12 protein-coding genes are annotated in these 15,242 nt (G+C 71.7%); 6 read left to right on the forward strand and 6 right to left on the reverse strand.

The features are described from left to right. The first annotated feature begins 51 nt into the window (after nt 1–51). Nucleotides 52–630 carry an aminoacyl-tRNA hydrolase gene (gene pth, locus N7E59_RS02785; RefSeq protein ID WP_261623389.1) on the forward strand — a complete coding sequence of 193 codons (579 nt, stop codon included), beginning with the start codon at nt 52–54 and terminating at the stop codon, nt 628–630. A 27-nt stretch (nt 631–657) separates the two neighbouring features. Here the strand turns inward: pth and N7E59_RS02790 are convergent, their stop codons facing one another. After that, entirely contained in the window at nt 658–1,158 is a 501-nt protein-coding gene (locus N7E59_RS02790; protein ID WP_261623390.1) for a DUF2505 domain-containing protein, read from the reverse strand. A 201-nt stretch (nt 1,159–1,359) separates the two neighbouring features. Here N7E59_RS02790 and mfd point away from each other — a divergent pair, with 201 nt between their 5' ends. After that, entirely contained in the window at nt 1,360–5,046 is a 3,687-nt protein-coding gene (gene mfd / locus N7E59_RS02795) for a transcription-repair coupling factor (RefSeq protein WP_261623391.1), read from the forward strand. Here mfd and N7E59_RS02800 read toward each other — a convergent pair. The 5 genes from N7E59_RS02800 to N7E59_RS02820 are packed head-to-tail and all read right to left on the reverse strand — an operon-like array spanning nt 4,979 to nt 9,819. Continuing rightward, a complete protein-coding gene (locus N7E59_RS02800; RefSeq protein ID WP_261623502.1) occupies nt 4,979–6,034 on the reverse strand; it encodes an acyltransferase family protein in 1,056 nt (351 codons plus the stop codon). The genes mfd and N7E59_RS02800 overlap by 68 nt on opposite strands. Further along, the gene (locus N7E59_RS02805) at nt 6,031–6,309 is read right to left on the reverse strand and encodes a hypothetical protein (RefSeq protein ID WP_261623392.1); all 279 of its coding nucleotides are present in this window, start codon (nt 6,307–6,309) and stop codon (nt 6,031–6,033) included. Before N7E59_RS02805 ends, N7E59_RS02800 begins: the two co-directional genes overlap by 4 nt. Nucleotides 6,310–6,353: 44 nt before the next feature. Beyond that, a complete protein-coding gene (gene deoC, locus N7E59_RS02810) occupies nt 6,354–7,073 on the reverse strand; it encodes a deoxyribose-phosphate aldolase (RefSeq protein ID WP_261623393.1) in 720 nt (239 codons plus the stop codon). 46 nt (nt 7,074–7,119) lie between these two features. Then, entirely contained in the window at nt 7,120–8,895 is a 1,776-nt protein-coding gene (locus N7E59_RS02815; RefSeq protein ID WP_261623394.1) for a phospho-sugar mutase, read from the reverse strand. A gap of 21 nt (nt 8,896–8,916) precedes the next feature. Then, a complete protein-coding gene (locus N7E59_RS02820; protein ID WP_261623395.1) occupies nt 8,917–9,819 on the reverse strand; it encodes a purine-nucleoside phosphorylase in 903 nt (300 codons plus the stop codon). A gap of 212 nt (nt 9,820–10,031) precedes the next feature. On the opposite strand from N7E59_RS02820, the gene N7E59_RS02825 reads away from it, so the two are divergent. The 4 genes from N7E59_RS02825 to N7E59_RS02840 all read left to right on the forward strand — a co-directional run bounded on the left by N7E59_RS02825 (nt 10,032) and on the right by N7E59_RS02840 (nt 15,227). Further along, a complete protein-coding gene (locus tag N7E59_RS02825) occupies nt 10,032–11,486 on the forward strand; it encodes an NAD(P)H-quinone dehydrogenase (protein ID WP_261623396.1) in 1,455 nt (484 codons plus the stop codon). 21 nt (nt 11,487–11,507) lie between these two features. After that, nucleotides 11,508–13,187: a DUF885 domain-containing protein gene (locus N7E59_RS02830; RefSeq protein ID WP_261623397.1), complete on the forward strand. Its 1,680-nt coding sequence runs from the start codon at nt 11,508–11,510 to the stop codon at nt 13,185–13,187. An 11-nt stretch (nt 13,188–13,198) separates the two neighbouring features. Further along, on the forward strand, nt 13,199–13,891 hold the full coding sequence (locus N7E59_RS02835; protein WP_261623398.1) for a GNAT family N-acetyltransferase: 693 nt from the start codon (nt 13,199–13,201) through the stop codon (nt 13,889–13,891). Nucleotides 13,892–14,084: 193 nt separating this feature from the next. Next, the gene (locus N7E59_RS02840) at nt 14,085–15,227 is read left to right on the forward strand and encodes a hypothetical protein (protein ID WP_261623399.1); all 1,143 of its coding nucleotides are present in this window, start codon (nt 14,085–14,087) and stop codon (nt 15,225–15,227) included. The last annotated feature ends 15 nt before the right edge of the window (nt 15,228–15,242 follow it).

Raw genomic sequence — 15,242 nt, forward strand, 5'->3', positions numbered from 1 at the left:
CCGGCGACGTCGCGCAGGTGCCCACCCGGACGCGCCGATAGACTCTTGACCATGACATCAGGCAGCTGGCTCATCGTCGGACTCGGGAATCCGGGGGACAAGTACCGGGGGACCCGTCACAACATCGGTCAGGTCGTCATCGACGAGCTCGTCTCCCGCATGGGTGCCACCCTCAGCCGCACCAAGATCGGCGCTCGGGTCGTCGCCGCACGTCTGGGCGTCGGCGGACCGCGCGTGGTGCTGGCCGTCTCCGAGGGGTATATGAACGTCTCGGGGAAGCCGGTGCGGGCCCTGATGGACTACTTCGACGTCGACGACGACCACCTCCTGGTGATCCACGACGAGGTGGACCTCGACTTCGGTCGCATCAAGCTCAAGCAGGGCGGCTCCGAGGGAGGGCACAACGGCCTCCGCTCGATCACCCAGCACCTGGGCGGTGAGCGCGACTACCTCCGGCTGCGTGCCGGGGTCGGTCGGCCCTCCGGCCGCACGGACACCTCCGACCACGTGCTCGGCCGGTTCGCCTCCGCCGAGCGGGAGCAGCTGCCCGAGTTCGTCTCACGCTGCGCCGATGCGGCCGAGAGCGTCGTGGTCGAAGGCCTCGTCGCCGCGCAGAACGCGGCCCACTGAGGGCCGCGCCCCGCGGCGTCGGGCGCGTCAGCCGTCGCCGCGGATCCAGGCGTCGACCTCGCGGGACTGCAGCTCCACGAAGCGACGCATGTACGGCTCTGCCGCGGACTTCAGCTTCTTGCCGATCAGCGGGATGGAGGTGTTGACCTCGCCGCGCACCGTGGCCCGGGTCTCCTCGCCGCGGGCGTGCAGGTTCTGCGTGGCCTCGGCGCTGACCGGGGCGGAGTGGATCCTCACGGTCATGTCGGAACGGCGCGAGCCGTCCTCGTCCGGGGTGCTCCACTCCTCGGTGATGGTCACCGTGACCTGACCCTTAAGGAACTTCTGGGCGATGTCCGGCAGCTTGTCCGCCGACATGGCCTGCTCCGAGGTGATGGTGAACGCCTCCGAGGTCTCTCCGGAGACCTCGAAGCTCTTCAGCTGGGAGCCCACCTTCGACGCCAGGTGCTCATGGAAGTCGCGCGCGGCGAAGGCCTCGATGATCTTCTCGGCGGGCTGGGGGATGACGGTCTCTGCTTCGAGGGCCACGGGCGTGCCTCCTTGGGACGTGAGCTGTGCTGATCGTTCCCCATCATAGGCCTCCTCCGTCGGCCTCCTCGAGACGGCGCCGGGGGACGGCCGGAGGACGAGGGGAGTATCCTTGTGGGGTCCTGATCCGCACCCCCGCATCCCCGCATCCCGTGTGCACCGCGCGTGCACCGCTCGTCGAATCGAGGCGTCCCCCCCTCCATGGCACTGACCGGACTGCGCACCGCTCTGACCTCCGAAGCCTCCGTCCGCCGCATCCGGACGGCGGCCGGACACCGGGCCGCCGAACGGACCGACGAGCTGCGGATCGCGGCCTCGCAGGGTCTGCGCCCGGCGCTGCTCGCCGAGGTCGCCGAGGGGCTCAGAGAGGCCGAGGAGGACGCGGTGCTGCTGGTGGTCACCGCCACCGACCGCGAGGCCGACGCCCTCAGCGTCTCCCTGGGCGCCTTCGCCCCCGCGCTCCGCACCGCCCACTTCCCCTCCTGGGAGACCCTGCCGCACGAGCGGCTGTCCCCGCGCTCGGACACCGTCGGACGTCGGCTCGGAGTGCTGCGACGGCTGGCGCACCCGCAGCAGGCCGGGGGGCTCGACGTCGTCGTCGCTCCGGTGCGTGCGGTGGTCCAGCCGCTGGTCGACGGACTGGGGGACCTCGCACCGGTGCGCCTGGAGGTCGGTGAGGAGTACGACTTCGACGGGGTGGTCGCCGCCCTCGCGGCCGCGGCCTACTCCCGTGTGGACATGGTCACCCGGCGCGGCGAGTTCGCCGTGCGCGGCGGCATCCTCGACGTCTTCCCGCCCACCGAGGCGCACCCGCTGCGTCTGGAGTTCTTCGGCGACGAGGTCGAGCGGATGCGATGGTTCTCCGTGGCCGACCAGCGCTCCCTGGACGAGGAGGAGGCGCCGACCGTCCTCGACGCCGCACCCTGCCGCGAGCTGCTCATCACCGAGGACGTGCGCGCCCGGGCCCGCGAGATGATGCCCCGGATGCCCCACGCCACGGACATACTCGCCAAGATCTCCGAAGGCCTGGCCGTGGAGGGCATGGAGTCCCTGGCCCCCGCCCTGGTGGAGCGGATGGTCCCGCTGGTCACCCAGCTGCCGGCAGGCTCCCTGACCCTGATCGTCGAGCCCGAGCGCACCCGCGGCCGCGCCCAGGACCTGGCCGCCACCAACGAGGAGTTCCTCGCCGCGGCCTGGTCGGCCGCTCCCGACGGCGGCGCGGCCCCGCTGGACGTCACCGCCTCCGAGACGCGCGACGGGTTCAGCGCCGAGGCCTCCCACCTGAGCGGCGGAGCCTTCGCCAGCCTCGCCGACACCCGGGAGGCCTCGCTGGAGGCCGGCTGCGGATGGTGGTCGGTCACCGCCCTGGGCCTCGACGAGGAGCTGGAGCAGGACGCCGACGTCGTCTCCGTCGACTCCCGGGAACCCATCGGATACCGGGGCAGCGTGGACGAGGTCATGCGGTTCCTCGCCTCCCGTGCCGCCGACCGCTGGTCGGTGGTGGTGACCACCGCAGGCTCCGGGTCGGCGGCCCGTGTGCTCGAGCTGCTGCAGGACAACGAGGTCCCCGCCGTCTCGACGACCACACTCGACGAGGCCCCCGCACCGGGCCGCGTCACCGTGACCACCGCAGAGGTCGGCGAAGGCTTCGCCGTGGACCCCCTGCAGCTGGCCCTGCTCACCGAGTCCGAGATGCTCGGCCGCTCGATCCGCGAATCGTCCTCCCGCCGAGGCCGGATGCCGGCGCGACGCCGTCGGAACCAGGTCGACCCGCTGGCCCTGAAGAAGGGCGACTACGTCGTCCACGAACAGCACGGGATCGGACAGTTCGTCGAACTCGTCCAGCGGAGGGTCGGCTCGCCGCAGGCCGTGCGCGCCGGCACCGCCGGAGTCCGCGAATACCTGGTCGTCGAGTACGCCGCCTCCAAGCGCGGCGGACCGAAGGACCGGCTCATGGTCCCCACCGACCAGTTGGACCAGGTCTCGCAGTACGTCGGCGGCGACGCCCCCAGCCTGTCGAAGATGGGCGGCTCCGACTGGGCCCAGACCAAGCGGAAGGCCAAGAAGGCGGTCCGGGAGATCGCCGGCGAGCTCATCCGCCTCTACTCCGCCCGCATGGCCACCCGCGGCCACGCCTTCGGCCCCGACACCCCGTGGCAGGCCGAGCTGGAGGATGCGTTCCCCCACGCCGAGACCCCCGACCAGCTGACCACCATGGACGAGGTCAAGCGGGACATGGAGCGGGAGGTCCCCATGGACCGGCTCATCTCCGGCGACGTCGGCTACGGCAAGACCGAGATCGCGGTGCGTGCCGCCTTCAAGGCCGTCCAGGACGGCAAGCAGGTCGCCGTGCTCGTGCCCACCACGGTGCTCGCCTCCCAGCACCTGGAGACCTTCACCGAACGGTTCGCCGGATTCCCGGTCACCGTCCGAGCGCTCTCCCGGTTCCAGACGGCCAAGGAGTCGGCCGAGGTCACCGCCGCGCTCGCCGACGGCGGCCTCGACGTCGTCATCGGCACCCACCGGCTGCTCTCCAAGGAGGTCAGCTTCAAGGACCTGGGCCTGGTGATCGTCGACGAGGAGCAACGCTTCGGCGTCGAGCACAAGGAGGCGCTGAAGAAGATGCGCACCGACGTCGACGTGCTCGCCATGTCCGCCACGCCCATCCCGCGCACCCTGGAGATGTCCATGGCCGGGATCCGGGAGACCTCCACCCTGGCGACCCCGCCGGAGGAGCGCCACCCGGTGCTGACCTATGTGGGCCCGTACACGGACAAGCAGGTCTCAGCGGCGATCCGTCGAGAGCTCATGCGCGAGGGCCAGGTGTTCTTCGTCCACAACCGGGTGTCCTCCATCGACCGCACCGCGGCCCGCATCCGCGAGCTGGTGCCCGAGGCCCGGGTGGAGGTCGCCCACGGGCAGATGGGCGAGGCCCGGCTCGAGCAGATCATCCAGGACTTCTGGGAGAGGCGCTTCGACGTGCTAGTCTCCACGACCATCATCGAGACCGGACTGGACATCTCCAACGCCAACACCCTGATCGTCGACCGCGCCTCGACCTACGGACTCAGCCAGCTCCACCAGCTGCGCGGCCGTGTGGGCCGGTCCCGCGAGCGGGCCTACGCGTACTTCCTCTACCCGGCGGAGAAGCCGCTCGGAGAGGTCGCGCTGGAGCGGCTGCGGGCTGTGGCGGCGAACAACGAGCTCGGCGCCGGACTGCAGCTGGCGATGAAGGATCTGGAGATCCGCGGAGCCGGGAACCTGCTCGGCGGCGAACAGTCCGGACACATCGCCGGGGTCGGCTTCGACCTGTACCTGCGCCTGGTGGGTGAGGCGGTGGCCGACTACCGCGGCGACACCGAGGCCAAGGTCCCCGAGGTGAAGATCGAGCTGCCCATCGACGCCCACCTGCCCGAGTCCTACGTCCCCGGGGAGCGGCTGCGCCTCGAGGGCTACCGGAAGATGGCCGCCGCCGACACCGACGAGAAGATCGAAGAGGTCCTGGTCGAATGGCGGGACCGCTACGGGGAGCCGCCGGCGCCGGTGGTCAACCTGGAGCGGGTCGCCCGGCTGCGCAACGCCGCCCGCGCCGCCGGAGTCACCGACATCGCCGTGCAGGGGAAGTGGATCCGCTTCTCCCCGGTGGAGGACCTGCCCGAGTCCCGCCAGCTGCGGCTGGACCGGATGTACCCCGGTGCGCAGACCAAGGCGGCGCTGAAGCAGCTGCTGGTGCCCAAGCCCATGACCTCCCGGGTGGGCGGGCAGGACCTCACCGACGGGCCGCTGCTGGACTGGCTCGCCCAGGTGTTCGAGGCGATCCTCAGCCCGGCCCCGACCGGGCCGGCCGCGGCAGCCCCGTCAGGTACGGAGACGCCCACGTCCGATTGACCCAGACCCCCAGCGGCCAACAGACCGCCAGAGCGAGGAGGACGGCGACCAGCGGGTGGGGGACTCCCAGGCCGCCGACCGCCCAGAGCACCAGCGGGTGCAGGAACACGACCAGGGTCCCGGTGCGCACCAGCTCCGAGACCAGCCGCACCGCGCCGGGACTGCGGCGAAGACGGGCGTCCACCGTCGTGGAGAACAGCAGCACCGCCCCGCAGCAGATGAGTACGGCCAGCGCCGGGGACAGCAGGTAGGTGCCGAAGCCGGACCACTTCATGTTCATCGTCTCGGCCCCCAGGGCCACCGCACCGAGTCCGACGACCACCGCCGTGGCCCCCGTCGTCCGAGGGGCGGGCACCAGGTGCTGGAGGCGCCGGAACCACCAGCCGGCGAGCATATAGGCCATGCAGGCCGGCACCAGGCCCAGACCCAGGAAGGTGTAGGCCATCTGCGAATCGGGCAGCTCGGCCGCGGTCAGCCCGGCCACGGCCACGAGCACCCCGACCCACCAGGGCAGGGCGACGACCAGGCGCAGCAGCAGCGCGGCGAAGAAGAGCACGGAGATGAACCAGAAGGCCAGGTACGGCATATCGGTCATGGCCCCGCCGTGCAGGGCTCCGAGGACGACGCCGTCGTCGAAGGCCGCCGGGGTGGGGGAAACCGCCAGGACCACGAGGCTCAGCAGGACCAGCCACGTCAGATAGGGGACCCCCAGCGTGCGCCATCGGACCCGCAGCTCGCCGCCGAAGCTGCGCGACTCGGCGAGGAAATAGCCGGAGAGCAGGAAGAACAGCGGCATCCGCCAGATCTGGATGTACTCCTCACCCGGCATGTGCGGGTAGGCGTGCCCCAGGACGACGGCCACCACCGAGAGGATCCGCAGCAGGTCGACGCCGATGTTGCGCGGGGTCGGAGCGCCGCGGACATGACGAGGGCGCGGCGCCCGGCCGAAATGCCGGTCACCGCGCCCTGCGTCGGGGGATGGGGTCAGTGGGTCGACCTCGCGTGCTCGAGCGTCGCGTGCTCGCGGTGGAGGTCCTGCTGCTCCAGGGTGTCGGAGCGTCCCATGAACTCCTTGGCGATCAGGAAGGAGAGCGTGTACAGCACCAGGAAGGCCAGTCCGGGCCACCAGGCGTTCTCCAGAGTCCAGAAGGCGATGGCGACCATGGAGCCGATCAGCGCGCCGAAGACCAGGAGGAAGGCGATGAAGTTGCCCAGGAAGTTGCCCTGGCCGGAGTAGGCCTTGACCTTGCCGTTGCTGATCATATGATCCCCTCGAAGACGTGGTGCGGGTGTCTGTCCGCCGTGCCTCAGTAGGCGCCGTCGGAGCCCGCACCGGGATCGGCGGACGACGGACGCTCTGCCGCTCCTACGATATCAAGCGACGAGCTGGCACCGAGCCGTGTTGCCCCTGCGGCGACGAACCTCTCGGCGTCCTCCCGGCTGCGCACCCCGCCGGAGGCCTTCACCCCGAGCCGCGGTGCGACGAGCCGGCTCATCAGCTCGACGTCCTCGACGGTGGCACCGCCCCCGGCGAAGCCGGTGGAGGTCTTCACGTAGTCGGCGCCGGCGGCCTCGGCGGCGCGGCAGGCGAGCTCCTTGGCCGGGTCGCTGAGCAGCGCCGTCTCGAGGATCACCTTCAGCAGCCCGCCGGCCTCATGGACGACGGCAGCGATCGCGCCGATCTGGGTCTCCAGCGCCTCACGGTGTCCGGCCTCGGCGTCGGCGATGTCGATGACCATGTCGATCTCCTCGGCGCCGGCGGCCGTCGCCTGCTCGGCCTCGGCGACCTTGGTCTCGGTGGTGGTCGCTCCCAGCGGGAAGCCGACCACCGCGCAGGTGCGGACCTCTGAGCCCACGAGTTCGGAGGCCACCAGGGGCACCCAGCGCGGGTTCACGCACACAGAGGCGAATCCGTGCTCACGGGCCTCGGCCACCACACGGCGGACGGTCTGCTCGTCGGTGTCGGGCTTGAGCACGGTGTGGTCGATGATGGCCGCCAGCTCGGCGGGGGAGGGCGAAGCGCTCACGGAGTCTCCTGCTCGGTCGGGTGTCTGTGTGTACGGATGGGGCGTCTCAGCTGACGAGGGACTCGAGGGACCCGCGCAGCACCTCGAGCCTCGCCTCGGCCTCGTCCCGGGTGTCGCCCACGGCCTCCAGGTAGCACTTGACCTTGGGCTCGGTCCCGGAGGGCCGGACGATGACGCGGTCGCCGGCCTCGGTGTCGAAGATCAGCGCGTCGGTGACCGTGGCCTCCTCGAAGCGGCGGCCGGGCAGGGGATCCTTCTGCAGGTCCAGCGCCGCGGTGACCGGCGAGCCTGCGAGTTCGGCGGGCGGAGCATTCCTCAGCGCGGAGGTGATCTCGCCGAGCTGGGACAGCTCCTCCACCCGGACGGTGATCTGCCCTGTGACGAAGTGACCCGTCTCCTCGGCGATCTCGGCCAGCCGGTCGAACAGCGTCCTGCCGTCGGCCCGGAGCTGGGCGGCGAGCTCCGCCAGGATCACCGCGGCGGAGACGCCGTCCTTGTCGCGCACCGAGTGCGGATCCACGCAGAAGCCGATGGCCTCTTCGTAGCCGAAGGTCAGCCCCCTGACCCTGGCGAGCCACTTGAACCCCGTCAGCGTCTGATGGTGCTCGACGCCCCGCGCCCGGCACAGGGCTCCGAGCTGACGGGAGGACACCACGGAGTTGGCCATGACCACGGGTGCGCCCTCGGGCGCCTCCGGGCTGAGGGCTCCGCGTTCGAGGATGTGCGCGCCGAGCAGGACCCCCATCTCGTCGCCGCTGAGCTGCCGCCATGCTCCCCGGGCCGGGTCGAAGGCGGCGGCCGAGAGGCGGTCGGCGTCGGGGTCGTTTGCCAGGACCAGGTCGGCATCGTGCCGTTCCGCGGTCTTCAGTGCGAGGTCCAGGGCGCCGGGCTCCTCCGGGTTGGGGAACTCCACGGTCGGGAAGTCGGGGTCCGGACGGCACTGCTCCTCGACCTCGACGACGTCGCGGAACTTCGCATCCCTCAGTGCGGCCGCCACCATCTCCGCACCGACTCCGTGCATCGCGGTGTAGACGATGCGCAGATCACGGTGAGGGTGGCGACGTCGGTCGACCAGGGAGGCGGTGTTCCAGCGGTAGGCCGCCCGGGCCGTCCACCCGAGCTTCCACACCCGCGGGGGCATGGTCAGGCTCTGCTGCGCCGGAGGCTGCGGGTCAGCGGGAGCCGCGCTCATCGTGTCCTCGACGACGGCGTCGATCAGGCCCGCCACCTGCACGTCCGTCGGCGCGGTGATCTGGGCGCCGACGCCGGCCCCGTCGGACTCGACCAGGCGGGCCAGCCGGCCGCCGAAGTACACCTTGTACCCGTTGTCCCTGGGCGGGTTGTGCGAGGCGGTGACCATGATGCCGATGTCGGCGTCCTCGAACATCACCTGCTGAGCCAGCACCGGGGTGGGCATGGGGCGGTCGAACGCCCCGACCTGCCAACCGGCCTCGAGGAACACCCGGGCGGTCTCCACCGCGAAGTCGTGGGAGCCGTGACGGGCGTCGAAGCCGATGGCCACGCTGCCGGTCCCGTCCTCCTCGCCGGTGGTCATCCTGCCCCGGGCGAAGTGGACCAGACCCCAGGCGGTCTGCCGGACCACCAGACGGTTCATCCGCAGCGGGCCGGGACCCAGTGCGGCCCGGAGCCCGGCGGTGCCGAAGGTCAGGCGGCCGGCGAACAGTCCGCGCAGCTCCTCCAGGGCGGCCTCGTCGCCGGACTCGGCGGCGTCGCTCAGCGCCTGCAGCTCGTCACGTGTGGTGGGGTCGGGGTCGTGGGCGATCCATCGGCGCACCGTGGTCAGCAGCTGGTCATCGCTCATCGTCAGCTCCGGTTCTGTGGGTCAGCTTGTCACGGTCCGAGTGATGATCTCGGCCAGCAGGGTGGAGATCCGCGGGGCGGCCTCCCGACCGGCGTCGATGACCTCCTGGTGGCTCAGCGGCTGGGGGGAGATGCCGGCCGCCTGGTTGGTGACCAGGGAGATGCCGAAGACCTCCATCCCGGCCGCCCGTGCCGCTATGGCCTCCAGCGCGGTGGACATGCCGACCAGGTCCGCTCCGAGGGTGCCGGCCATCCGGACTTCGGCCGGGGTCTCGTAGTGCGGGCCGGGGAACTGGGCGTAGACGCCCTCCGGGAGCGAGGGGTCCACCTCGTGGGCGATCCCGCGGATACGGGCGGAGTAGAGGTCCGTCATATCGACGAAGTGGGCTCCGCGCAGGGAGGAGGTCGCCGTGAGGTTCAGGTGGTCGCTGATCAGGACCGCGGTGCCGGGCGCCCACTCCTCGCGCAGGCCGCCGCAGCCGTTGGTGAGGACCATGGTCTTCGCGCCGGCGGCCGCGGCGGTGCGCACTCCGTGGGCGACGGCGTCGACGCCGCGGCCCTCGTAGTAGTGGGTGCGTGCGGCGACCACGAGCACGTGATGGGCCGGCCCGTCGTCGTCGCCGGTGCGGACGATCCGCAGCGTGCCCGAGTGTCCGGAGACCGCGGAGGCGTGGAAGCCGGGGATCTCGGCCGCGTCGATCTCGCAGACGGTCTCGCCGAGCCGGTCGGCGGCCTGGCTCCAGCCGGAGCCCAGAGTGCAGGCGAGATCGATCGAGTCCACGCCGGCGCGCTCCAGCAGTGCGGAGGCGGCCTCTGCGGCCAGGCGGTTCGCCGGAGCCTCAGGGTCGTTGGTCGGGATCGTCTCGGGCGCGGCGGTGATGTGCTGGGACATCCCGCCTCCGGTGGGTGCGCTGTGCTCAGTCATCGCCTCCCAATGTACCCGGAACGCGCCCGGTCCTCTCCGGTCCCGCCCGCCCCGCGACACCCGACTCCCGCCCTACCCGTCGATGGAGAGAAACTCGCCGCGCGTCACGGCATGTCGGCACGAACTTCTCTCCCTCGACGGGGTGGCGGGGACGTCGCGTGGGCGGGGTGCGGGCGGGATGCGGCTATGACTTGAGTGCCCCAGTGGGCAGAATGGAGATCGTGACTTCTTCTGACACCGGGAACCCGTTCGCACCTGACCACATCGCCGTCCTCGGAGGGGGTCCCGGCGGCTACGAGGCCGCCTTGGCGGCCGCCGACGCCGGAGCCCGAGTCACGGTCGTCGAGGACAAGGGGCTCGGCGGCTCAGCGGTGCTGACCGACGTGGTCCCCTCCAAGACCCTGATCGCCACCGCCGATGCGATGCGCCGGGTCAACGCCTCGGTGAACTTCGGAGTGCGGTTCGGTGAGCGCGGCGAGACCGACGACGACCAGTTCGAGACCGAGGCCTGGGCGGACTTCTCCCGGGTCAATGAGCGTCTGCTCAAGCTCGCCCACGACCAGTCCCAGGACATCGAGGCTTCCGTGAAGCGCGCCGGGATCACCGTCATCAAGGGCCGCGGCCGGCTCGTCCCACCGCACAGCATCGAAGTCACCCCGCGCGACGGGGGCCGGTCCCAGCTCATCGAGGCCGACGCCGTCCTGGTGGCCACCGGCGCCAGCCCGCGGGAGCTGCCCACCGCGGTCCCCGACGGGGAGCGCATCCTCAACTGGACCCAGGCCTACATCCTCACCGAGGTGCCCGAGCACATGATCGTGGTCGGCTCGGGGGTCACCGGCGCGGAGTTCGCCTCCGCCTACCGCCGCCTCGGCGCCGAGGTCACCCTGGTCTCGTCGCGGGAGCGGGTCCTGCCCGGCGAGGACGCCGACGCCGCGGAGGTGCTGGAGCGGGCGTTCACCCGCGTGGGGACCCACGTGGCCTCGAAGTCTCGGGCCGAGTCGGTGGAGCGCGACGGGGACGGCGTCCGCGTGACCCTGAACACCGGCGAGGTCCTCCACGGCTCCCACTGCCTGATGGCCGTCGGGGGAGTCCCCAACACCGAGGACGTCGGACTCGAGGACTGCGGCGTCCAGCTCACCGAGTCTGGGCACGTGCGCGTGGACTCGGTCTCCCGCACCACCGCCGCCGGCATCTACGCCGCCGGAGACTGCACCGGCAAGCTGCCCCTGGCCTCCGTGGCGGCCATGCAGGGTCGCGTCGCCGTCTCCCACATGCTCGGCGAGGCGGTCAGCCCGCTGAAGCTGCACCACGTGGCCTCCAACGTCTTCACCTCCCCGGAGATCGCCACCGTGGGCGTGACCCAGGCCCAGGTCGACTCCGGGGAGTACCAGGCCGACGTGGTGAAGCTGGACCTCTCCACGAACCCTCGGGCGAAGATGATGATGGTCCGCGACGGCTTCGTGAAGATCTTCGCCCGCAAGGGGTCCGGGACCACGATCGGCGCCGTCGTCGTCGCCCCCCGCGCCTCCGAGCTGATCTTCCCGCTGGCCCTGGCGGTGACGCAGAAGATCCACGTCGACGACGTCGCCAAGACCATCACCGTCTACCCCTCCCTGACCGGGTCGATCTCCGAGGCGGCCCGGCGGCTCCACGCCTACGGCGGCTGAGCCGGAGGCTACGATGACCGGATGAGCTCCCACCCCGCCCAGCCCCGCACCCCCACGGCCGTCGACGCCTTCGCCGAGGAGCACTTCGAGAAGCACCTCGCCCTCGATCCCGAGGAGGCCACCGTACTGGGCCGCACCGGAGTCGAGACCGAGTACGCCGACTATTCGCCCGCCGGCACCGAGGCGATGGCCCGGCTGAATCGGGAGACCCTGCGCGGGCTCGACGAGCTCACTCCGTCCGACCACACCGATGAGGTCACCCTCCACGCGATGCGTGAGCGGCTCGGACTGGCGGTGGCGCAGCACGAGACCGGTCGCACGGAGCTGAACAACCTGGCCTCCGCTCCTCAGGGCGTCCGGATGGTGCTGGAGCTGATGCCGCAGTCCACCGACGCCGACTTCGAGCACATCGCCGGGCGCCTGCACAATCTGCCCGGGGCGCTGGAGGGCTATTGGGAGTCCCTGCGGGCCTCCGCCGCGCAGGGCCACGTGGCCGCCCGACGGCAGGTGAGCACCGTCGCCGGACAGTGCCGCGACTACGCGAAGGCCGACGGGGCCCTGGCCTCCCTGCTGGCCTCCGCGAAGCGGGCCGGAGTCGACGACCAGGTGCGCGGACGTGTGGCCGACGGCGTCTCCGCCGCCGCAGGAGCCTATGAGCAGCTGGCCCAGCGGCTGAGCGAGGAGCTTCTGCCGCAGGCCCCGCAGACCGACGCCGTCGGCACCGATCTCTACCGCCTGGCCTCACAGACCTTCACCGGCACCGTGCTGGACCTCGAGGAGACCTATGCCTGGGGGCAGGAGGAGCTGGCGAGGCTGGTCGCCGAGCAGGAGCGGGTCGCCTCGCAGATCAGCCCCGGTGCCGACGTCGCCCAGGCCAAGGCGGTCCTGGATGCGGATCCGGCCCGTCAGATCGAGGGCACCGAGGCGCTGCGCGCATGGATGCAGGACCTCTCCGACCGGGCGGTCGCCGAGCTGAAGGGCACACACTTCGACATCCCGGCGCCCATGGACCGGCTCGAATGCCTGATCGCCCCCACCCAGGACGGCGGGGTCTACTACACCGGCCCCAGCGAGGACTTCTCCCGCCCGGGCCGGATGTGGTGGTCGGTGCCGCCGGGGGAGACCTCCTTCACCACCTGGTCCCAGACGACCACCGTGTACCACGAGGGGGTGCCCGGTCATCACCTGCAGATCGCCACGGCGACGATGATCCGGGACCGGCTGAACTCCTGGCGCCGCAACGGCTGCATGGTCTCCGGCTACGCCGAGGGCTGGGCGCTCTACGCCGAGAAGCTCATGGAGGAGCTCGGCCACCTGAAGGATCCCGGCGACGCGATGGGCATGCTGGACATGCAGCGGATGCGTGCGGCCCGCGTCGTCTTCGACATCGGGGTCCACTGCGGGTTCGCCGCACCGCAGGAGTGGGGCGGCGGGACCTGGACCCCGGAGAGGGGGTACGCCTTCCTCAAGCACCACCTGCCGGTCTCTCAGGGCGAGCTCGACTTCGAGTTCACCCGCTATCTGGGCTGGCCCGGCCAGGCGCCCTCCTACAAGGTCGGCCAGCGGGTCTTCGAACAGCTGCGCGCCGAGCGGGAGGCCGACGACGGCGCAGACTTCGACCTGCGCGGCTTCCACACCGAGGTGCTGCAGCTGGGCATGCTCGGACTCGACACGCTCCGCTTCGCCGTGCAGAGGACCTGAGGAGCCCGCCGATGCGGTTCCTCCCACACCGACACCGACGCCGGCGCCGAGGCTCGGGGCGGGGCTCGGCTCAGCCGCACTGGCCCGTGACTCTCACCGCCGAGGCCGGCGACGGCGCCGTGCTGCTGCGACCCATCAGCCTCGCCGACGAGCACCGGTACCTCGCGCTGCAGCTCCGGAACCACGACTGGTTGGCCCCCTGGTCTGCGACGACGCCGGAACACCCGGGCACCGGCGTCACGTCGGCGGGGTTCCGAGCCGGCACCCGGGCGCTGCTGAAGCAGGCCCGACGCGGCGCCTCGATGCCGTGGCTCATCTGGTTCGCCCCGCGCGACGCCGGCCGGACCGGGGCCCCGCCGGAGTTCGGGCTGGTCGGGCAGCTGACCGTGGGCCCGATCATCGGGGGCTCCGCCCGATCGACGAGCATCGGCTACTGGATGGATGAGGCCCACGCCGGCCGCGGGATCATGACCGCCGCGGTGGCCGCCGCGGTGGACCACCTGCTCGACGTCCGGGGCCTGCATCGGGTGGAGATCGCCGTGCGTCCAGAGAACCTGCGCAGTCTGCGCGTGGTGGAGAAGCTGGGCCTGCGCGAGGAGGGTCTGCGCCTGCGGTTCCTCCACATCGGCGGCGCCTGGGCGGACCACCGGATCTTCGCGATCACCGCCGAGGAGCCGCGCGCCTGGGCCTCTCCGCGCGGCTGAGCGGCCGCTGCTGACGGCCGGCGACACGCGCCCGTCTGCACATCGGCTGGGAAGTGGTGGGAGGACCCTGGGAATCGACTAGTATGGCTTCACGCCTACGATCAGCGGATCCCCCGGACGGTGGAGACGTGGGCGCCGAAGAGGGGCACGGAAGGGAGTCACGGTGGTACTGGGCGCATCTCGTCTCGAGACGATGGTGCTCACCGTGATCCCCGATCTGCCCATCCACTCCTCGGTGCTCTTCGCCTTCGCCGCCGGGCTCTTCCTGGCTGCGCTGATCCTCCGAGCCCAGCGGCTGCCCGAAGGGCCGACGTCCTCACGGACGGCGGTCCGACTCGGGCATCCCACGATCACCCGTCTCCGACGGCTCCGCACGGTGCGGGGTCCCCGGAGGGGACGAGCAGAACGAAGGGCATACATGTCAGAGAACACCCCACGCGGCGGAGCCGGCGCCGCGACCTCGCGACCCGCGACGGACTCCGGAGCCTCCGCAGCCCCGGCCGACGCGGGCCTCACCGTGCACTGGGGCCGCGCCGCGGTGGCCCTCGTCGGCGTGCTCGCACTGCTGGTCGCCCTGGTGACCGCGGTCGTCGCGGCGGTCGGACCGATGACCTTCGTGCCCCCGCTGCTGGCCCTGCTGGTCTTCGCCGCAGCCGTCGTCGCCCTGCGCGCCATGGCGGTCACCCGTCGGCGGGGCCGGCGCCGCGAAGACCTCGACGCCGCCATCGCCGAGGCCATGAACCCCACTCTGACGACCGACGAAGCCGCCTCCCTGCGCCGTCCCCACGTGCCCACCACGGCGCACACCCTGACCGCGCACACCCTGCACGCCCAGCAGGTGAGCCCCTTCGACGCCATGGTCTCGGACGCCCGGGGGTCCGGCGGCCCGCGCTCGCTGCAGGAGATCGACGCAGACGGCCTGCCGGTCGACCTGGCCTCCACCTTCGACGAGTCCGACGCCCGCCCCGCGCCGGAGCACCGGCCGGCCGCACAGACCGCACAGACCGCTCCGGCCGCGCCGGCCGCACAGGCCGACCGGGCCGCAGAGAGCGCGGCCACACCGGAGACCGGGGCCCAGTGGCGCCCGCGCGAGGTGCCCCGTCCGAGGTACCTCGAGGCGGAGAAGGCCTCCCGCCCCCTTCCGGAGCCGCTGCGGACAGAGGATCCGAAGCCGACCGGCGACGTCCGACTCAACCGCGACTCCGCGCTCGCCGACTCCGGGGGCGACCTGCCCGCCGAGCAGTCGGAGATCCCAGCCTTCTCCACCGCCCCGCACAGCGGATCCGGACAGCAGGCGCTCGATCTCGATGCCGTGCTGAGGCGCCGCCGGGCCTGATCCGACGGACCACCA

This window comes from Nesterenkonia marinintestina (assembly GCF_025420485.1).
GTDB lineage: Bacteria > Actinomycetota > Actinomycetes > Actinomycetales > Micrococcaceae > Nesterenkonia > Nesterenkonia marinintestina.